The 19,330-nt window shown below is 71.7% G+C and carries 18 protein-coding genes; 7 read left to right on the forward strand and 11 right to left on the reverse strand.

Annotated features, from left to right (window positions below; all coding sequences use genetic code 11):
* Window positions 1–112 precede the first annotated feature (112 nt).
* The 7 genes from NE236_RS23240 to NE236_RS23270 all read right to left on the reverse strand — a co-directional run bounded on the left by NE236_RS23240 (window position 113) and on the right by NE236_RS23270 (window position 7,246).
* On the reverse strand, window positions 113–1,180 hold the full coding sequence (locus NE236_RS23240; RefSeq protein WP_252844184.1) for an alpha/beta hydrolase: 1,068 nt from the start codon (window positions 1,178–1,180) through the stop codon (window positions 113–115).
* 205 nt (window positions 1,181–1,385) lie between these two features.
* Window positions 1,386–1,745: a hypothetical protein gene (locus tag NE236_RS23245; RefSeq protein ID WP_252844186.1), complete on the reverse strand. Its 360-nt coding sequence runs from the start codon at window positions 1,743–1,745 to the stop codon at window positions 1,386–1,388.
* A gap of 13 nt (window positions 1,746–1,758) precedes the next feature.
* Window positions 1,759–2,859: a GNAT family N-acetyltransferase gene (locus NE236_RS44590; RefSeq protein ID WP_252844187.1), complete on the reverse strand. Its 1,101-nt coding sequence runs from the start codon at window positions 2,857–2,859 to the stop codon at window positions 1,759–1,761.
* 191 nt (window positions 2,860–3,050) lie between these two features.
* Window positions 3,051–4,763, reverse strand: coding sequence for a DNA polymerase/3'-5' exonuclease PolX (gene polX / locus NE236_RS23255; RefSeq protein WP_252844189.1), 1,713 nt, complete (start codon window positions 4,761–4,763; stop codon window positions 3,051–3,053).
* A 58-nt stretch (window positions 4,764–4,821) separates the two neighbouring features.
* Window positions 4,822–6,024: a globin domain-containing protein gene (locus tag NE236_RS23260; RefSeq protein WP_252844191.1), complete on the reverse strand. Its 1,203-nt coding sequence runs from the start codon at window positions 6,022–6,024 to the stop codon at window positions 4,822–4,824.
* 73 nt (window positions 6,025–6,097) lie between these two features.
* Window positions 6,098–6,541, reverse strand: coding sequence for an RrF2 family transcriptional regulator (locus NE236_RS23265; protein WP_252844194.1), 444 nt, complete (start codon window positions 6,539–6,541; stop codon window positions 6,098–6,100).
* Window positions 6,542–6,628: 87 nt separating this feature from the next.
* Window positions 6,629–7,246, reverse strand: coding sequence for a GntR family transcriptional regulator (locus tag NE236_RS23270; protein WP_252844196.1), 618 nt, complete (start codon window positions 7,244–7,246; stop codon window positions 6,629–6,631).
* Between the two features lie 141 nt (window positions 7,247–7,387).
* Between NE236_RS23270 and pdhA the strand changes: the two genes are divergently transcribed.
* The 3 genes from pdhA to NE236_RS23285 are packed head-to-tail and all read left to right on the forward strand — an operon-like array spanning window position 7,388 to window position 10,747.
* Window positions 7,388–8,446 carry a pyruvate dehydrogenase (acetyl-transferring) E1 component subunit alpha gene (pdhA, locus tag NE236_RS23275; RefSeq protein WP_252844197.1) on the forward strand — a complete coding sequence of 353 codons (1,059 nt, stop codon included), beginning with the start codon at window positions 7,388–7,390 and terminating at the stop codon, window positions 8,444–8,446.
* A gap of 10 nt (window positions 8,447–8,456) precedes the next feature.
* A complete protein-coding gene (locus NE236_RS23280; RefSeq protein WP_252844198.1) occupies window positions 8,457–9,443 on the forward strand; it encodes an alpha-ketoacid dehydrogenase subunit beta in 987 nt (328 codons plus the stop codon).
* 8 nt (window positions 9,444–9,451) lie between these two features.
* Window positions 9,452–10,747, forward strand: a complete 1,296-nt coding sequence (locus tag NE236_RS23285; protein ID WP_252844200.1) for a dihydrolipoamide acetyltransferase family protein — start codon at window positions 9,452–9,454, stop codon at window positions 10,745–10,747.
* Between the two features lie 133 nt (window positions 10,748–10,880).
* On the opposite strand, the gene NE236_RS23290 is transcribed toward NE236_RS23285, so the two are convergent.
* The 4 genes from NE236_RS23290 to NE236_RS23305 all read right to left on the reverse strand — a co-directional run bounded on the left by NE236_RS23290 (window position 10,881) and on the right by NE236_RS23305 (window position 14,453).
* Window positions 10,881–11,387 (reverse strand): pyridoxamine 5'-phosphate oxidase family protein, encoded by a 507-nt coding sequence (locus tag NE236_RS23290; RefSeq protein WP_252844201.1) that lies wholly within the window; start codon window positions 11,385–11,387, stop codon window positions 10,881–10,883.
* Window positions 11,388–11,591: 204 nt separating this feature from the next.
* Complete coding sequence (locus NE236_RS23295) at window positions 11,592–12,689, reverse strand: glycosyltransferase family 4 protein (protein ID WP_252844203.1); 1,098 nt, start codon at window positions 12,687–12,689, stop codon at window positions 11,592–11,594.
* Between the two features lie 4 nt (window positions 12,690–12,693).
* Window positions 12,694–13,545 (reverse strand): hypothetical protein, encoded by an 852-nt coding sequence (locus tag NE236_RS23300; protein ID WP_252844204.1) that lies wholly within the window; start codon window positions 13,543–13,545, stop codon window positions 12,694–12,696.
* Window positions 13,542–14,453, reverse strand: a complete 912-nt coding sequence (locus tag NE236_RS23305; RefSeq protein WP_252844205.1) for an ABC transporter ATP-binding protein — start codon at window positions 14,451–14,453, stop codon at window positions 13,542–13,544. Before NE236_RS23305 ends, NE236_RS23300 begins: the two co-directional genes overlap by 4 nt.
* 134 nt (window positions 14,454–14,587) lie before the next feature.
* Between NE236_RS23305 and NE236_RS23310 the strand changes: the two genes are divergently transcribed.
* From NE236_RS23310 to NE236_RS23325, 4 genes are all read left to right on the forward strand, one after another.
* Window positions 14,588–15,781, forward strand: coding sequence for a sensor histidine kinase (locus NE236_RS23310; RefSeq protein WP_252844207.1), 1,194 nt, complete (start codon window positions 14,588–14,590; stop codon window positions 15,779–15,781).
* On the forward strand, window positions 15,778–16,911 hold the full coding sequence (locus tag NE236_RS23315) for a sensor histidine kinase (RefSeq protein WP_252844209.1): 1,134 nt from the start codon (window positions 15,778–15,780) through the stop codon (window positions 16,909–16,911). The genes NE236_RS23310 and NE236_RS23315 overlap by 4 nt, the downstream gene beginning before the upstream one ends.
* Window positions 16,908–17,564 (forward strand): response regulator, encoded by a 657-nt coding sequence (locus NE236_RS23320; protein WP_252844211.1) that lies wholly within the window; start codon window positions 16,908–16,910, stop codon window positions 17,562–17,564. Before NE236_RS23315 ends, NE236_RS23320 begins: the two co-directional genes overlap by 4 nt.
* A gap of 154 nt (window positions 17,565–17,718) precedes the next feature.
* Window positions 17,719–19,323: an FAD-dependent oxidoreductase gene (locus NE236_RS23325; protein WP_308209147.1), complete on the forward strand. Its 1,605-nt coding sequence runs from the start codon at window positions 17,719–17,721 to the stop codon at window positions 19,321–19,323.
* Window positions 19,324–19,330 lie beyond the last annotated feature (7 nt).

Below are 19,330 nucleotides of genomic sequence, written 5' to 3' on the forward strand. Positions count from 1 at the left end.
TCGGCGATCGCGCGCTTGATGGCTGGTTTGCGGCGAATGGCCCTCCACGGCAGGCTCTTCACCGAGCATTCGGCTCGCCGAGGCTGCACTCCTGCGAGTCCGGGCCGCGCTGTCAGGCGGCGTGGGTGAGTTTGGTGGTGAGCCACTGGAAGCACTTGGGGAGCATGGCGGTCCAGACGCCGGTGTTGTGGCCGCCGCGCGGCACGACGTAGGTGTAGACGATCGACGGCGGGCGGGCCGCCTGGACCATGGTGTTCACCGCCGTCGTCGTGCCCGGGTCCTGCTTGCTGGCGGTCAGGAGCAGGTCGACCGCCGGGCGCCTGGCCTGCAGGAGGGCGGGGATGCTCGCGCCCGGCACCTTGGTCAGAGCCGGGGTCGAGGCCGTGAAGTAGCCGGAGAGGCTCACCCCCGCGCGGAACAGGTGGGGGTACTGCGCGGTGAGCTTGGCGGCGCAGTAGCCGCCCGTCGAGTAGCCCATCGTCCCCCAGGCGTCGCGTTCGGGCAGGGCACGGAAGTTCTCCGTGACGATCCGCCGGACGTCCTCGGCCAGCCAGGTGGCCACCTTCGGGCCGCCCGGCGCGTTCGTGCACTCGGTGTCGTGGCCGGGCACGACGGTCATGGTGGGCGCGACGAGGATGTACGGCTGGGCGGCGCCCTTCTTCATCGCCTCCTGCAGCTTCTTCGGCCCCTGCATGGTGTGGAACCAGGTGATCGGGGTGCCCGGGAAGCCGGGGAACAGTTCGACGACGGGGAACCGCTGCTGCGGATGCCTGCGGTACTGCGGGGGCAGCCACACCCAGACCTTGCTGCGGATCCCCGACCTGGCGCCGACGAGAGTCGCCGAGAGCGCGTCGTCGTTCCGGTCGGGGCGGAAGTCGTTCCGCAGGCGCTTGGACAGGCCGCGCGCCAGGGGCTGCGATCCGCCGTTCTGCTGCTGGATGGGGGCGTCGGCGCCGTTCTGGCCGGTCAGGTCGCTCCAGGACGCGAAGAACTGGAAGTGGTCGTTCAGGCCGACGCCCGCCAGGAGGATCGCCGTCACCTGACAGACCAGGATCAGCGCAAGCCGGGACGGCCACGCGACCGCCCCGCGCACCCGCCCCCACAGGAGCGCACAGCCGACGGGCGCCGCGACCGCCAATGCGATGGACAGTACGAACAGCGGCCAGCCCAACAGACTCACCCGTTGCCTCCCCGAAGGCGTGAACCTGAGCACCGCCGCAATGGAAGCTGGATGGCGGCTCAATGCGCTCTTGTGGCGCGCCGATCGTAGGGGGGTAAGGGTTCACCCCCGCTTGATCCCAGGTGTCGCGGGGGTGTACTCGGCGTTCACCTGGCGTGAAGGTTGGCGCGCGGTGGTCCCGGGAGGCACCGGGCGCCGCTGTCGCTCACGCCGGCGTGGCCGCCGAGGACCGGCCGAGCCGCACCGGGGGATCGCTCAGGATCCGGGCGTCCAGGATGTCGTACCACCGGCCTTGCTCGGTGCGCCGCCCCTCCCATTTCGGATCCCGGCTCCTGGCCGACACGGCCCGGCGGTAGGCGCCCCACGCCGCTTCGTCGGCGAACGCGACGAAGTGTTCGACGCAGTGGACGTCGGGGCCGATGGTGCGAACGAACCAGTCCGTCTTCAGCACCATGTCGAGCCCGTCATAGAACCATTCCTCGCGGTCCCGTACCCATTCCCAGAACTCCGGCAGGTTCTCCTGCGCGTAGGGGGTCGGCCGGAACGTGTATACCAGATAGATCACTTTCTGCCCTTTCTCAGAACCACTGTTCCCATGAGGCGTCGAGCGCGTCGGGCCGGGACCGGAAGCGTTCGCGCCAGGAGCCGGCGACACGGGCGTTGTGCGCCGCGGCATCGGAGTTCGGTACCAGAACAGACCCGCCATCAGCCGAAGCGAGCACCATCGCCAGCGGGTACAGGCGCGCACCCCGGCGGACCTTGGCCTCCCATGCGGATACCGACAGGTGGATCCGGCGAAAACCGTGGGCCGCGGCCCAATCCACCGCCGCGTAATGCGTCAGGACGTAATAGGTGAACGGCGGGGCGTTCTCCTCGGCGCCCCAATAGCGGCCATAAAGCCAATCACGGTGCTGGTAGAAGACCGCGGCGGCGACGACCCGTCCGCCGTACCGGGCGAGGCAGACGACGGCGGTACGTGCCACCCCCGCCGCCTGCTGGGCGGCGAGCACGCGGCGCATCCACTCGACGCCGCCGGCGGCGCCGTACCGGGCTCGCGTCCCCGCGACGAGTTCGGCCACCCGGTCGGTGTCCGTATCGGCCAGCGATCGCCATTCGACCACGCCGCCGTGCGCTTCGAACGCTCTCGACTCCCGCCGCCATTTGGTGCGGTCCTCGCGGCGCGCGGTGTCCGCCAGGCCCTCCATGCCGTCAGGGGGAACGTGCAGCATCGCGTCCGCCGTCTGCAGCAGGGCGCGGGCACCGGGCGCAGATCCGGCCAGCTCGCGCGCCGCCGGGCCCGGCAGGTACGGCCAGACGACCCCGGCAGCGCCTCGGCCCCGGGCTTCCGCGCACGCCTCCGCCACCAGCGCCTGCAGGACGGCGACCCGCCCTGTTCCGGGGACGCACGGCACCGCGTTGGCGGTCGCCCTCCGGCCGCCGATCCACAGGAACGGCCGGTCCCACGGCCCGGCCAGGCCGTCGGTGAGCGCTCCGAGGGAGAACAGCCCGCGGTCGGCCGGATCGCCGCCCCAAGTGGGTGCCACTCCCGCGATGCCGTCTCCGGTCCTCGCCACGATCACCGGGTCCGGGCCGTGCGCGAGTTCCAGCGAACGAATCCACTCGTGGCTGGAGTAGAACCCATCGGATCCGAGCAGGGTGTGCCACTCATCGGCGGACACGGCTTCGGCCGTGGCGACTCTCGTTACTTCCAGGTCGCCGATTCGCCCGTTAAGGTCGATACCTCCACGCAAGAAGATCCGCTCCGTTCTCATCGAACGGAGGCACCATAGCCGATCAAACCACGGGGCGATCATCCAGGTCCTCGGCAATATACACACCACCGCCGCGTCGGCGGCACGCATTCGTGAAGTCAGCCGGCGTTAAGGTAGGCGCGCAGGCGTTCGAGGGGCCAGGTGTTGACGACGTCGTCCGGGGTGAGCCAGCCGCGCTGGGCCGTGCCGACGGCGTAGCGAAGGTTACCGAAGTGGCCGGGGGCGTGGGCGTCGCTGTCGATGGCGAACTTCACGCCGTGCCGCCGGGCGTGCCGGATGAGGTCGGCGGGCAGGTCGAGCCGGTCGGGAAAGGCGTCGATCTCCAGGATCGTCCGGGACCGGGCGCAGGCCGCGAACACGGCGTCCCAGTCGGCGTCGACCGGGGCGCGGCGGCCGATGCTGCGGGCGGTGGGGTGGCCGAGGACGTGAACGTGCGGGTTCTCCACTGCGCGGACGAGCCGCCGGGTCATGGCCTCCCGGTCCTGGGTGAAGTGGGAGTGGACCGACGCGACGCAGACGTCGAAACCTGCCAGGAACTCCGCCGGCCAGTCGACCTCGCCGTCGGGGTCGATGTTCAGCTCGGTGCCGTGCAGCAGCGTCATGTCCGGACAGCGGTCCTGCAGGGCGCGCACGGCCTCGCGCTGGGCGAGCATCTTCTCGTCCGTCATGCGCTGCATGAACAGGTTCGGCGCGTGGTCGGTGATCGCGTAGTACTCGTTGCCGCGCTCGGCCGCGGCGGCGACCATGTCCTCCAGCGAGGCGACGCCGTCGGTCAGGTCGGTGTGGGTGTGCAGGTCACCGCGCAGGTCGGCGAGCTCGACCAGGTGGGGCAACTCCCCGCGCAGCGCCGCCTCGATCTCCCCTTCGTCCTCGCGCAGCGGCGGCGGGATCCACGGGAGCCCGAGCCGGGCGTAGACGTCCTCCTCGGTGGCGGAGACGATCAGCTCGCCGGTCTCGACCGAGAACAGGCCGTACTCCGACAGCTTCAGCCCGGCGCGGACGGCGATCTCGCGGGTGCGGACGTTGTGCGCCTTCGATCCGGTGAAGTATTGCAGGGCCGCGCCCCACGCCTCCGGCGGCACGACGCGCAGGTCGACCTGGAGTCCCTTGACCGTACGCACGGAGGTCTTGGTCTCACCGCTGCCGATCACCTCGGTGACGAACGGCAGGGCGATGAACGCCGCCATCAGCGGTCCGGAGTCGTCGGCCGTGGCGAGGATGTCGATGTCGCCGACCGTTTCCCGGCATCGCCGCAGCGAACCGGCGTACGCGCAGCGCCCGGCGAGCGGGGACAGCGCGGCGACGATCTCCTCGGCGAGGTCGGTGGCGAGGTCGACGAGCGCCCGCTCCCCCGCGTGCCGCATCAGCTCGATGCCGTGGAGGATGTTCTCCTCGGTCTTGGCGCCGAAGCCCTTGAGGCCGTTCAGGCGACCGGCCGGGATCGCCTCGGCGAGCTGCTCGACCGAGGAGATGCCCAGCTCCTCGTACAGCACCATCGCCTTCTTCGGCCCGAGGGTCGGGATGGCGGTCAGTGCCCGCACGCCCGCCGGGATGCGCTCGCGCAACGCCTCCAGCTGCCGGATCGTGCCGGTCTGCTGGTAGTCGAGGATCTTCTTGGCGATCGCCTCACCGACGTTGGGGATCTTCCGCAGGCCCTTGAGGTCGAGCCGCGTGACGTCCTCGGGGTGGCCGCCGATGGCGCGGGCGGCCTTCTCGTAGGCGCGCACCTTGTACGCCGCCTCACCGGTGATCGAGAGCAGGTCGGCGAACTCCTGGAACAGAGCCGCGACGTCGTCATTGGGGCGCCCCATGTACTCGATCCTAGAAGGAGCCTCGGACGGTCTCCGGTCTCCGGTCTCGCCGTCGCCGTCAGGCAGCGGTCACCAGTCCCAGGTCGGGACCGAACGCCTCGTAGTGGATCCGGGGCGCCGGAACGCCACGGTCGAGGAGCTGCGCGCGGACGGAGCGCATGAAGGGCACCGGTCCGCACAGGTAGGCGCGGGTGTCCTCGGTGATCTCGATGACCGACAGGTCGGCCAGGCCCGTACGGTCCGCCGGCCAGGGTCCCTCGGGCCGCTCGTACCAGACGTACGCCTCGGCGCGGGGCAGTTTGCCGACGAGCCGTCCCAGATCGGTGCGGAAGGCGTGGGCGCGCTCGGAGCGATCGGCGTGGACGGTGATCACCCGGCGGGTGGACCCGGTGGCGGCGAGGTGGGCCAGCATGCTGATCATCGGGGTGCTGCCGATGCCCGCCGACGCCAGCACCAGCGGCGAGTCACCGTCGTCCAGGACCGTATCGCCGGCGGGCAGGCTGACGGTCAGCACGTCGCCCTCCCGGACGTCGGTGTGCAGCCAGTTGGAGACCTCGCCGTCGGGCGAGCCGGCGGCGCCGGCGATGCGTTTCACCGAGATCCACCGGTCGGTTCCGTTCGGGGCGCAGGACAGGCTGTACTGGCGGATCTGGCGGGCTCCGTCGGGCAGCAGGGCCCGCACGGAGACGTACTGCCCGGGGCGGAACGGCGGGCTCGGGGCGTTGTCGGCCGGGCGCAGCATGAAGGTCGCCACCTCGGGCGTCTCCTCGATGCGGCCGACGACCTTCCACGGTCGCCAGACGTCGCCGTTGGCGACGCCGGCCTCCGCGTACAGCCGGCCTTCCAGCGCGATCAGAGCGCCCGCCATCAGCCAGTAGACCTCGTCCCAGGCGGCTACGACCTCCGGTGTGACGGCGTCGCCGAGGACGTCGGCGATCGCGGCGAACAGGTGCCGGTGGACGATCGTGTACTGGTCAGCGGTGATGCCGAGCGACACGTGCTTGTTCGCGATCCGGGTGAGCATCGTGTCAGGCCGCTGGTCCGGGTGCGCCAGGAGCGTCCCGGCGAAGGCGGCGATCGCCCCGGCGAGGGCCCTGCTCTGAGTCCCGTTCGCCTGATTGCCCCGGTTGAACAGGTCGGTCAGGAACTCCGGGTGGGCGGAGAACATCCTCCGATAGAAGAGCGGGGTGATCTCGTCGACCGCCCCGCCGACGGCCGGCAGGGTCGCGCGCACAACGGCGGCAGATTTCTCAGACAGCATGACGGACCTTTCAAATACGCATCTGACATTCGTATTATAAGGTCCGACCTCGCGACCTGCCCTGAGACATGGATTACACCGGGCGGGAGGTCAGCAGCCTGACCAGCGTCGACTCCGTGGGGGCGGCGACAAGTTCGCGGATCGTCACCGGATCCAGCGCGGCGTAGAAGGCCTCCTGTGCCCGGCGCAGGGCTCCGCGCAGCCGGCAGGTGGCCCGCAGGGGGCAGGGCGGCGCGTCCTCGCATCCGACGACCTCGCCGGGGCCCTCCAGCTCCCGCACCAGCCATCCGACCGACGCGTCGCGGCCGAAGCCGGTGAGCACGAGCCCGCCGCCCCTGCCGCGCCTGGCCTCCAGCACGCCGAGGTGCTGCAGCCGGCTCACCACCTTGGCCACGTGGCTGTACGGCGCGGCAACGGCGTCGGCGACCTCACGGGCGGTGGGCGTCTCCCCCTCTTTCGCCACGGCCAGCAGCATGGCGACGCGCAGGGCGAGGTCGCTGAACTTCGTCAACCGCATGGCACCAGGATACTTTCATCCTCGATACCGATTTCGTGGCCGACGGCGGCGTGGCCTCGCGCACGCGGCGAGTGGATGAGGCCGACGTCAGGGTGCGTAGCTCATGACGTGGGCGTGGACCATGCGGCCGACGGCGGGGTCGCACCGGCGGAACGCCTCGGTGATGTCGGTGTGCTCGGCGGCCTTGCCGCACAGCTCGGTGCCCCGGCGTCGCAGGGACAGGGTCGTCCAGACCTCGATGCCCAGTGACTGCCACACCGAGCGCAGCAAACGGTTGCCGGACGCCTCGACGATCTCGCGGTGGAACGCGATGCTGTGCCGCATGACCTCGCCCGGGTCGGTGGCGGCCGCGAGGCGCGCGATGTGGGCCTCCAGCGCGTCGACCTGGCCGGCCATCCGGTGGACGGCGAGGTCGGCGGCGGTCTCCTCCAGGCCGGCGCGGACGGGGAAGACCTCGGCGAGATCCTCATCTGTGAAATCGCGCACTCTGGCGCCCCGGTTGGGCAACGTCTCGATCAGCCGCAGGGCCTCGAGATGACGCAGCGCCTCTCGGACGGGCGCCTGGCTGACGCCCAGTTCGGCGGCGATGCGGCGCTCAACGATACGCTCACCCGGGGCCCACCGGCCGGAGGTGATGCCGTCGATGAGCACCTGGCGGATCTGGTCGCCGAGGCCGGTGCGCACCAGCGCGGGAGTGGCCTTCATGTTACTCAATAGTAGCCGCCACTTACGTGCTCGAACCCTATTATGACTGATCTATGATCGATCATAGATCGCCTCCTGATTGTATGGGCGCACGTCGTGGGAACCCCAACGCACGCGCCCGAGCACGAAGGGAAGACCTCGATGGGTGACACCAGGACGAGGACCCCGGCACGCCGGGCTCGGACCCGGAAGGCGCGACCGGAGCCGGAGACGCTCGTCGCGTACTACCGCCAGATGCTGCTGATACGCAGGTTCGAGGAACGCGCCGCGCGGGCCTACACCGAAGCGAAGATCGGTGGCTACTGTCACCTCAACCTCGGTGAGGAGGCGACCGTCACCGGGCTGATGGCGGCGCTGGAGCCCCGTGACTACCTGTTCACGAACTACCGTGAACACGGGTACGCCCTGGCGCGCGGCATCGACGCCCGCCGGGTCATGGCCGAGCTGTACGGCCGCAGCACCGGCGTCTCCAAGGGCTGGGGCGGCTCGATGCACATGTTCGACCTGGAGGCGCGGCTGCTCGGCGGGTACGGCATCGTCGGCGGCCAGCTCCCCCTCGCCACCGGCGCGGCGCTCGCCGTGTCGTACAAGGGCGGCGACGAGGTCGTCATGTGCCAGATGGGCGACGGGACGACCAACATCGGGGCGTTCCACGAGTCGCTGAACATGGCCGCCCTCTGGGACCTGCCCATCGTCTTCGTGGTCGTCAACAACGGCCTGGGCATGGGCACCACGGTCGAGGCGTCCTCGGCCGAGCCGGAGCTGTACCGCCGGGCCTCGGCGTACCGCATGGAGAGCGCCCGCGTCGACGGCACCGACGCCGTCGCCGTACGGGAGGCCGCCCGCGAGGCGGTCGAGCGGGCGCGGAGCGAGAGCAAGCCGTTCCTGCTGGAGACGACCAGCCCCCGCCTGCGCGGCCACTCGGTCGTCGACCCGGCCCGCTACCGCACGGCGGAGGACAAGGAGGCCCTGAAGGCCGCCGACCCGCTCGCGCACTTCGCGCTGGAGCTGGAGGAGGCCGGCGTCCTGGACGCGGAGACCCGTGAGAAGCTGGACGCCGAGGTGAAGGCCGAGGTCGACGACGCGGCCGCGTTCGCCGACGACAGTCCGTACCCGGACGTGTCGACGCTGTTCGACTACACCTACGCCACCCCGGTGCGCGGCGAGTCCCGCCGCCTGCCGGCGGACCCGGTCTTCTGAGGAGATTCACATGGCGACCATGACCTACCGCCAGGCCCTCCGGGACACCCTGCGCGACGAAATGCTGCGCGACGAGAACGTCTTCGTCATGGGCGAGGAGATCGGCGTCTTCGAGGGCTCGTACAAGATCACTGAGGGGCTGCTCACGGAGTTCGGGCCCCGGCGCGTCCGCGACACCCCGATCGCCGAGGAGGGCTTCGTCGGCGCCGCGATCGGCGCCGCCATGCTCGGTCTGCGCCCCGTCGTGGAGATCATGACGATCAACTTCTCGCTGCTGGCGCTGGACCAGATCGTCAACCACGCGGCGAAGATCTACGGCATGTTCGGCGGCCAGTGCAACGTGCCGATGGTGATCCGCACGCCCGGGGGCGGCGGACAGCAGCTCGGCGCCACGCACTCGCAGAACGTCGAGCTGTTCTACTCCTTCATCCCGGGCCTGAAGGTCCTCGCCCCCAGCACGCCCGCCGAGGCCTCGGCGATGCTGCGGGCGGCGATCCGCGACGACGACCCGGTGCTGTTCCTGGAGAACCTCGCGCTGTACAACACCCGCGGCGAGGTGCCCGACGACCTGGAGCCGGCGGAGATCGGCCGGGCCGCCGTCACCCGGCCGGGCACCGACGTGACCATCGTCGCGTACTCGCGGATGGCACACGTCGCTGCCGAGGCCGCGGAGAAGCTGGCCACCGACGGCATCTCCGCCGAGATCGTCGACCTGCGCAGCCTGCGCCCGCTCGACCGGGAGACCGTCGTCGAGTCCGTCCGCCGGACCGGCTGCGCCGTGGTGGCCGAGGACGACTGGCTGACGTACGGCATCGGCGCCGAGATCGCCGCGACGATCCAGGAGGGCGCCTTCGACTGGCTCGACGCGCCGGTCCGCCGGGTCGCCATGGCCGAGGTGCCGCTCCCCTATTCCAAGCCGCTCGAACTGGCCGCCCTGCCGTCGGCCGAATCGCTCGTCACCGCCGTGCGCGACACCGTCCGCGCGACCGGCCGTTAGGAAGATCCATGCCCGAGATACTCATGCCCCGCCTCTCCGACACCATGGAGGAAGGCGTCGTCAGCGCGTGGCACAAGAAGCCCGGCGACAAGGTGACCGCCGGGGACGCCCTCGTCGACATCGAGACCGACAAGGCCCTGATGGAGTACGAGGCGTACGAGGACGGCGTGCTCGGCGAGATCCTGGTCGCCGAGGGCGAGACCGCTTCCATCGGCGCGCCGATCGCGACCCTCGTCGCGGAGGGTGAGACCGTCCCCGCCGCGCGGCCGGCGTCCGCCGCCGAGACCTCCGCCGCGAACGGCCAGGTCGCCGCGCCGCCGGCCACCGTGACGGACGCGCCGGCCCCGGCCGCGAACGGCGCCGCTCCCGCGACCGTGCCCGCGCAGGCCGCCGAGGCCGCCGGCACCGCGACCTCGGACGGCGCCCGCTCCCGCCCGCCGTCCTCCCCGCTCGCCCGCCGGCTCGCGCGGGAGAACGACATCGACCTCACGGCCCTGACCGGCTCCGGCCCTGGCGGCCGGATCGTCCGCGCCGACATCGAGTCCGCGCTCAAGAGCGCCCCGGCCCCGGCGGCCCCGCAGGTCCCCTCCCCTGCGGCGCCCGCGGTGGCCGAGGACCCAGACGTCGAGCGGGTGCCGCTGAGCCGGATCCGGAAGGTCACCGCCCGTCGGCTCACCGAGAGCATGCAGACGACGCCGCACTTCTACCTGACGCGGATCGTCGACGTCGGCGCGCTGCTGGCCTTCCGCAAGACACTGAACGAGGCGCTGTCCCCGGCCAAGGTCAGCGTCAACGACCTCATCGTCAAGGCGTGCGCCACGGCGCTGCGGGCGAACCCGGTGCTGAACGTCTCGTTCACCGAGGACAACCTCCTCGTGCACAAGCGCGTGAACGTCGGCGTGGCCGTCGCGCTGGACGACGGGCTCGTGGTCCCGGTGATCCGCGACGCGGACCGCAAGAGCGTGTCGCAGATCGGCGCGGATACCCGCGAGCTGGCCGGGCGGGCGCGCGAGCAGCGCCTCACCCCCCAGGAGATGTCCGGCGGCACCTTCACGGTGAGCAACCTCGGGATGTTCGGCGTCGACTCCTTCACCGCGGTCATCAACCCGCCGGAGGCCGCGATCCTCGCGGTCGGCGCGACGCGCAAGGACGTCGTGGTCGGCGACGACGGCGAGTTCACGGCCCGCGACCGGCTCACCCTGACACTGTCGGTCGACCATCGCGCCTGCGACGGCGCAACCGGCGCGAAGTTCCTCGGTCAGCTGGCCGAACTGCTGGAGAACCCTTTCCGCATCGTCGCCTGAGCCGTTCACACGAGGGGCGCCCACCCGGCGCCTGCCCCGGTACCCCGATCAGGCCGGGGACCGGGGCAGGCGCCGGGTGGGCCCTGTGCCCTGCCGGCAGGCTCGTCGTGACGACGGCCAGGCGGCGTGATGGTCAGGCGTCGAGCTTGCCGACCGGGACCTCAATGCGGTGGTCTTGTTTGTCCTCGAGCCACCGGTCCAGGTCCATGAGCCACCACTGGTCGATCTCCAGTACGTAGAAGCGGCGGGGGCCGTCGCCCGTGAACTCCGTGATCGGGAGCAGCCATTCCTGGCGGACCGTCTCATCCGGGAAGTTCAGCTCGTAGTAGAGCCGGTGGTGCTCGGGAAGGGCGTCCGGGCCCACCTCGCGGACGATGCCCGTCACCTGGGCCCCGTCCAGGCCCAAGCCGGGCAGACCGGTCAGGTACAGCGACCCCGAGGCGCGTGGGTCGGCGGCGAGATTGAGTGAGTGCCGGGCCTCGCGCAGTGAGTACCACAGGAGGCGCACGGGCGATCCCAGCAGCACATAGTTCACGGTGGAGGCCCACGGGCCCGTCTCGCCTTGGGTCGCGAGGGTGACGAAGCGCGCGTTCTCCAGGAGGAACTTGCTCCGCTCGATCAGCCTTGCCTGGTCGACCATCTGATCACCTTTCACCGTTGCCGCGGCGCCATCAGCCGGCATGGCGCGTACTCCATACGCGGATCTGATCGCCAAAGATAGCGGCCGGCGACAGGATCGTCGGTCCGGGTGGCGATCTCGGCGATCTGCCGCACTTCCGCCGCAGCGCGTCGTGCATCGCGTACCGATGCGGGACCTCGGCACGGCCGCCCTGTGACGTCCCGGTCAGGGGCCGGCAGGGCGCTCCAGCAGATCGCGGAGGCGTTCGTAGGAGCGGTCCCAGCTCCACTCCGACCGCACCCACGCGCGGCCCTTCTCGCCCATCGCCCCCGGAGTGGTCAGCAGCTCGATCAGCCGGTCCGCGATGGCCGGCACCGAGCGCCCGTCCACCACATGCCCGGTCTCCCCGTCGCGAACGGCCTCCGGGGCGCCGCCCGAATCCCCCGCCAGCACCGGCAGGCCGGCCGCCGCCGCCTCCAGGAACACGATTCCCAGCCCTTCGACCTCCAGCCCGCCCAGCCGGCTCCGGCACGGCAGCGCGAACACGTCCGCCGCCGCGTAGAACGGCGGCAGCGCCTCGTGCGGATGCGGCCCCGCGAACACGACCCCCTCCCCCGCGAGCCGGCGCAGCCGGTCCTCGTACGGCCCGGCCCCGGCGATCAGCAGCATCGTGTCCGGCACCGCACGGCGTACCAGCGGGAGCGCCCGGATCAGCCGGTCCTGCCCCTTGCGCGGCACCAGCCGTGACACGCTGAGGATGACGGGCCGGTCGCCGAGGCCGTACCGCTCCCGGATCACCGCGCCGTCGGCGTCCGGGCGGAACACCGACGTGTCCACCCCCGGGACCAGCCGGGTCGTGCGCGGCCGTGGTCCGAACGCCCGGACGATTCGCCGGCGCGTGTACCCGGTCAGATAGGTGACGGTGCCCACCTGGTCGCCGATCCGGCGCAGCACCTGCCGCGGCCCCGGCAACGACGCCCACCAGACCTCATGCCCGTGCGTGGTGGCCACCGACGGCAGGCCGAGCGGCCCGGCGAGCAGTCCCAGGGGCGCGGCGGCGCCGAACCACACCCGGTCGCATCCGTACCCCTTCACCAGCGCGGCCGCCGTCGCGGCCACCGTCCTCGTCGGCAGCAGCGTGCGGGCCCGGTCACGCACCACCGGGAACGGCAGCCGGGCGTCGAACCGGTCCCCGCCCGGTTCACACGACGTGTAGACCACCACCTCGCCGGGCGGGAAGCGGCGCGCGAGTTCGTAGACGAACGTCTCGATTCCGCCCAGACGCGGCGGGAAGTCGTTGGTGACGATGAGAGTGGAGCCCATGGGTTCAGACGTCCCGGCGGTGGACGACGGTGATGGCGGCGGCCGCCGCGCCGAGCGCCCACAGGGCCAGCACGATCCAGGCCTCGGTGGTCGTCGTCGGACGGCGGACGGTGAAGCCGAAGCGTCCGTAGCCGAGGTCGATCAGGCGTTCCCAGGCCATGGCGGGCAGCGCGTGCTTGATGTCGGCCGTCCAGCGGTAGTGGTCGGTGAAGCACATTGGGAGCAGCAGGAGCACCGCCGTGGTGACCACCATGGTCGCCGCGCTGTGCCGGATGATCGCGCCGATGCCCATGCCGACGAGCGCGCACACCGGCGCGAGCACCGCCGACGCCGCGACCGCCTGGAACGCTCCGGGGTAGCCGATCGACATGCCGACGCCGCGGCCCGACAGGATGGCCTGGCTCGCCCAGAAGGAGGCGCCCGCGACGACCGTCCCGTAGCCGAGCATGACCACCGTCACGTCGATCAGCTTCGCCGTCACCAGCGAACGGCGGGCCGGCACGGCCGCGAAGGTCGTACGGATCAGCCCGGTTCCGTACTCGCCGGTGATGGTGATCGCGCCGACGCTGCCGGCGGCGAGCATGAGCATCAGGCCGGCGATCTGCGTGAAGGCGTCGCGCATCGCCCAGATCGGAACGAAGATGGCGCGGATGTCGGCGTCGTAGCGCGGCCAGTTGTGGTGGTCGGCGACGGCGGCGTTCACGTTCAGCCCGATGATGGCGAGCCCGCTGAGGAGCAGGGTCCAGTAGGTCGAGCGGAGGGACCAGAGCTTGGTCCACTCGGCGGCGAGGAGGTCGCGGAACCGGGCGCGGGGCTCGGTAACGGCCGGGCGGGCGGTGATGGTCGGTGCGGTCATCGGGCATCTCCGGCGAGGTATTCGACGCTGTCGGCGGTGAGCTCCATGAACGCCTCCTCCAGCGAGGCGATGCGGGGGGCGAGCTCGTGGAGCATGATCCGGTGCTGGAAGGCGAGCTCGCCGATGCGGGCGGCGCTCAGGCCGGTGACCGTCAGCGCCCGATCGCCGTCCGGCCGGACGGCCGCGCCGTCGGCGGTCAGGACGGCCGTCAGCGAGGCGGCGTCCGGAGTGCGCACGGTCACGCTCTGGGGTGTGCCGCGGGCCGCGAACTCCGCCAGGCTCTCGTCGGCGATCAGCTCTCCCCGGCCGATGACGATGAGGTGGTCGGCGGTGTGCTCCATCTCGCTCATCAGGTGGCTGGAGACGAACACGGTCCGGCCTTCGGCGGCCAGCCGCCGGAACAGGCCGCGGACCCATCGCACCCCTTCGGGGTCAAGGCCGTTGATCGGTTCGTCGAACAGCAGGACGGGCGGGTCGCCGAGCAGGGCGGTGGCGATGCCGAGCCGCTGCCTCATGCCGAGGGAGAAGCCCCCGATGCGGCGGCGCGCGACCTCGGTCAGGCCCACCTCCCGCAGGACCTCGTCCACGCGGGTCCGTGGGATCCGGTTGCCGCGGGCGAGGGCGGACAGGTGTGCGTACGCGGTGCGGCCGCCGTGCACGTCCTGGGCGTCGAGCAGCGCCCCGACGTGCCGCAGCCCGCGCGGGCGGTCGCGGAACGGGCGGCCGGCGACGGTGGCCGTTCCGCTGGTCGGCTCGTTCAGCCCGAGGATCATCCGCAGCGTCGTGCTCTTACCGGCGCCGTTGGGTCCGAGGAACCCGGTGACATGTCCTGGACGCACCGTGAAGGTCAGGCCGTTGACGGCCGTCTTGGGGCCGTAGCGTTTCGTCAGTCCGCTCACTTCGATCACGCGGCCAACGGTGTCGCGGGCCGGGCTCTCCGCACATCGAGCCGTCGTCGGCATTCCCGGGGCCCTGGTACCGACCGTGGTCGTACACCCGTGGTCCGATGCCGCCATGGAGATCACGCCGTTACGATTCGGGCATGTCCGCCGTGCCCTCTTCTCCCCTGCTCAGGCGCGTTCCGCCGGGCGTGTGGACGGCCGCGGCCTGGTGCGCCGGCACGGTGTTCACGTTTCTCATCCGCGAGCGGCTGCCCGGGGAGGGCCTGCCCTCGGTCCAGGCCGGGGTCCTCTTCTACCGGTGGGACGGCCGGGCGATGCTGGTGGTGGCCACCGTGCTCACGCTGATCGGCAGCGGCCTGCTGCGGCGGCGGCCGCTCACGGCACTCGGCCTGTTGCTGGCCGGCTCCGTCCTCGGGACGCTCCCGCTGAGCGTCGGCGCGATCCCGGTGCCGCAGTTCCTCTCCGTCGACGTCGCCCTGTGGTTCATCGCGGCCACCGGGCGACGCCGGACGTCGCGCACCGCGGCCGGTCTGGCGTTCGCCACGCTGGGCGGGTACCTGGCCTTCCGGCTCCTGTGCGGGTGGATCATCGGCACCTCGACGGAGCTGGCCGTGGCGATGACCGCCGCCATCGCCTGGCTCATCGGCAACTCGACGCACCAGGCGCGAGAGCACGCCGAGGACATGCGCGCCCAGGCCGCCACGCAGGCGGTGACCTCCGAGCGGCTCCGCATCGCCCGTGAGCTGCACGACGCGGTGGCCCACAACATCGGCATCGTCGCCCTGCAGGCCGGAGCGGCGCGACGGGTCATCGACACTCAGCCCACCCGGGCCCGCGATGCCCTGAAAGCGGTGGAGGTATCGAGCCGGGAGACGCTGTCCGGGCTGCGCCGGATGCTCGGCGCGCTCCGGCAGGCGGAATCAGAGGCGGCGCCGCTGCACGATCTCCCCGGCCTGGCGGACCTCGATCGGCTGGCGGAGGCCACCACGGCCGCCGGTGTCCGGGTCGACGTGCGGTGGCGGGGAGAACCCCGCCCCCTCCCACCGGAGGTCGACCTGTCGGCCTTCCGGATCATCCAGGAGGCCGTCACCAACGTGGTGCGCCACGCCGACACCAGATCCTGCGTGGTGTCCATCGACTGCCGGGAGGAAGAGCTGACCGTCGAGGTCGTCGACGGTGGGCGCGGCCACGGCGCCGCCCCCGGCACCGGCTACGGCCTGGTCGGCATGCGCGAACGCGTCGCCCTGCTGCACGGGGACTTCACCGCCGGACCACGCCCCGAAGGCGGCTTCCGCGTGACGGCCCGCCTGCCCCTGCCGGCAGGTGTCGCATGAGGATTCGGGGAATCGCAGGCTGGGGCGGAGCCGTCCTGTTCCCGGTCGCGCTCGCCTGGTCACAGGTGGCCGGCTCGGGCAGCGAACCGTACTACAGCCCTTCCCAGGCCATCGCGGCGATGCTGTCGATGAGCCTGCTGATCGGCGTGCTCCGGCGGATCCCGCTGCTCGCGCTGGTCATGATGCTCCTCGGCTGCGTCTTCGTCGTCGCGTTCGCCGGGCCTGGGTACCAGAGCGGCCGATCCCCGTTTCTCCCGTTTCTGGCGGTGGACCTGGCAGTGGCGTTCATCGTCGCCACCCGGACCTCGCGGGTCTCGACCGCCGCCGTCGTGCTGTCACTCGTCGTGCAGGTGCTCGCCATCGGCGTCTTCTCGGCTCGGCAGGACCTCCTGACCAACGTCGAGATCGCCGTCTTGGCCATCGCCACGGCCTTCATGGCCGGGAGGCTGCTCCGCGAGCGCCGCGAGCATGCGGCGGCGCTGCGTTCGCGCGCGGTGGCCGACGCCGTCACCGCCGAGCGGCTCCGGATCGCGCGCGAACTGCACGACATGGTCGCGCACACCATCGGCATCGTCGCCCTGCAGGCCGGCGCGGCCAAGCGGGTCATCGACACGCAGCCCACCCGGGCCCGCGAGGCGCTCGGCGAGGTCGAGACCGCGAGCCGGGACACGCTGTCCGGGCTGCGCCGGATGCTCGGCGCGCTCCGGCAGGCGGAATCGGAGGCGGCGCCGCTGCACGATCTGCCCGGCCTGGCGGACCTCGACCGGCTGGCGGAGGCCACCACGGCCGCCGGCGTCCGGGTCGACGTGCGGTGGCAGGGAGAGCCCCGCCCGCTCCCGCCGGAGGTCGACCTGTCGGCCTTCCGGATCATCCAGGAGGCCGTCACCAACGTGGTGCGCCACGCCGACACCAGATCCTGCATAGTGTCCATCGACTACCAGGACGAGGACCTGGCCATCGACGTCGCCGACGGCGGGCGCGGCCACGGCGCCGCCCCCGGCACCGGCTACGGCCTGGTCGGCATGCGCGAACGCGTCGCCCTGCTCCACGGAGACTTCACCGCCGGACCACGACCCGAAGGCGGCTTCCGCGTGACGGCCCGCCTCCCCCTACCGACAGGAGCGACATGACCGTCCGCGTTGTTCTCGCCGACGACCAGCCGCTGGTGCGCACCGCACTGCAGATGGTCATCACCGACGCCCCCGACCTCGACGTCGTCGGAGAGGCCGGAACCGGTGCCGAGGCGGTGGAGCTGACCCAGAGCCTCGATCCGGATGTCGTCGTGATGGACATCCGCATGCCCGGCATGGACGGGATCGAGGCCACCCGGCAGATCACCGGCGGTCCCGGCTCGACGCACGTCGTCGTCCTCACCACGTTCGACGATGACGACTACGTCTACGGCGCGCTGCGCGCCGGCGCGGCCGGATTCCTCGTCAAGGACATGGCGCTGGACGACATCCTCGCCGCGATCCGCGTCGTCGCCGCCGGGGACGGCCTGATCGCGCCGAGTGTCACCCGCCGCCTGATCGAGGAGTTCGCCGACCGCCCGGGGCCCGCTCCCGGGCGGCGCAAGCTCGACGGCATCACCGAACGGGAGCACGAGGTGCTGACCCTCGTCGGACGCGGCCTGTCCAACACCGAGATCGCGGCCGAACTGATCATCAGCGTCGCCACCGTCAAGACCTACGTGACGCGCCTGCTCACCAAGCTGGACGCCCGCGACCGGGTCCAGCTCGTGATCATCGCCTACGAGACCGGCCTGGTCGCGCCCTCCCGGTGACGGTCCCCCGTCGCCCTGGCTCCGCGCCCGTGGCCTGCCTAAACGCTTGGGACGCGGGGTAGGTCTCGGACGGACAACGGGGAAGGCCGCCGCGCCGGTGTGGAGCCGGGTTCGCCGGGCGGTCGCGCACGACAGGGGGGAGTGCGCCGTGCGGGTGATCGTCGATCTCACACGATGTCAGGGGTACGGCCAGTGCGCGTTTCTCGCGCCGGACGTGTTCACCATGAACGGTGAGGAAGCGCTGCTGTACGACACCGACGCGGACGAGGCGCAGCGCGAGCACGTCCTGCGCGCGGCGGCGGCCTGCCCGGTTCAGGCCATCCACCTCGACCGGATGGCGACCCAGCACCGGGGCATGAGGACGGGTGCGGTCGTCTCCCCTCCGGTCGATGACGGGTTCCGGAAGACCGGCCGGATCGTGATCGTCGGCGCCTCGCTGGCCGGAGCGCGGGCCGCGGGCGTGCTCCGCCGCGACGGCTTCACCGGCTCGCTGACCTTGATCGGGGACGAGCCGTACGAGCCGTACGACCGTCCTCCGCTGTCCAAGCAGGTGCTGGTCGGCCGGGTGCCCGCAGATCACACCCTGCTCCCTCGCCTGCGCGAGGTCGACGCCGAATGGCTGCCCGGCGTCGCCGCCGCCGGACTCGACCTGGCCGCCAGGACGGTGCGGCTCTCCGACGGCCGGGAGGTCGGCTTCGACCGGGTGCTGATCGCGACGGGTGCGCGCGCCCGGCCGTGGCCGAACCCGGAGGAGGCCGCGCTGGACGGGGTCCTCCCGCTGCGCACGATCGAGGAGGCGTCCAGCCTCCGGGAGCGTCTCGCCGCCCGCCCACGCCGGGTGCTGGTGATCGGCGCGGGGTTCACCGGCTCGGAGGTCGCGTCGGTCTGCCGGGATCTGGATCTCCCGGTGACCGTGGTCGAACGCGGTCCGGCGCCGCTCGTCGGCGCGCTGGGCGGCGTGATCGGCGACGTCGCGGCCGACATGCAGCGCGCGCACGGGGTGGACCTGCGGTGCGGCGTCACGGTGGAGGCTCTGGAGGGCGACGCGGACGGCCGGTTCCGCGCCGCGCGGCTCTCCGACGGGAGCACGGTGGAGGCCGACGTCGCGGTCGTCGCGCTCGGAGCGATCCGCAATGTCGAGTGGCTGCGCGACTCGGGGCTGGCCGCCGGCGTGTGGGGGGTGGCCTGCGACGCGGGCTGCCGCGCCGTCGACATCAACGGCCTGGTCACCGACGACGTCTTCGTCGCGGGCGACGTCGCGCGCTTCCCCCACCCGGTCTACAACTTCCAGTTCATGACGCTCGAGCACTGGGGCAACGCGGTCGCCCAGGCCGAGATCGCCGCGCACAACATGCTCAGCGACCAGGCGCACCGCTGGCCGCACCTGTCGCTGCCGGTGTTCTGGTCCAACCAGTTCGGGACCAGCATCAAGTCCGTCGGCGTGCCGACCTTCGCCGACGAGGTGGTCATCGCGCACGGCTCCGTGGAGGAGCGCCGGTTCGTCGCCCTCTACGGCTACCGGGGCCGTCTCACCGCGGCGGTCACGTTCGACCGGGCGATGTGGCTGGAGTTCTACCAGGGCCTGATCGAGCGTGCCGCGCCCTTCCCGCCCGACTTTCGCGCCACCGACCGGCCGGAGACGCTGCGGCCGGTCCCGGCCGAGGTTCCGGAGCGACTCGAGGCGACACAGGTCACCGTCATGGTGACCGGGCACGATCCGGCCGAACGCCGCGCCACGCTGGTGCACGGCGACCGATGAACGAGTC

This window comes from Actinoallomurus purpureus (genome assembly GCF_024055795.1).
GTDB classification, from domain to species: domain Bacteria; phylum Actinomycetota; class Actinomycetes; order Streptosporangiales; family Streptosporangiaceae; genus Actinoallomurus; species Actinoallomurus purpureus.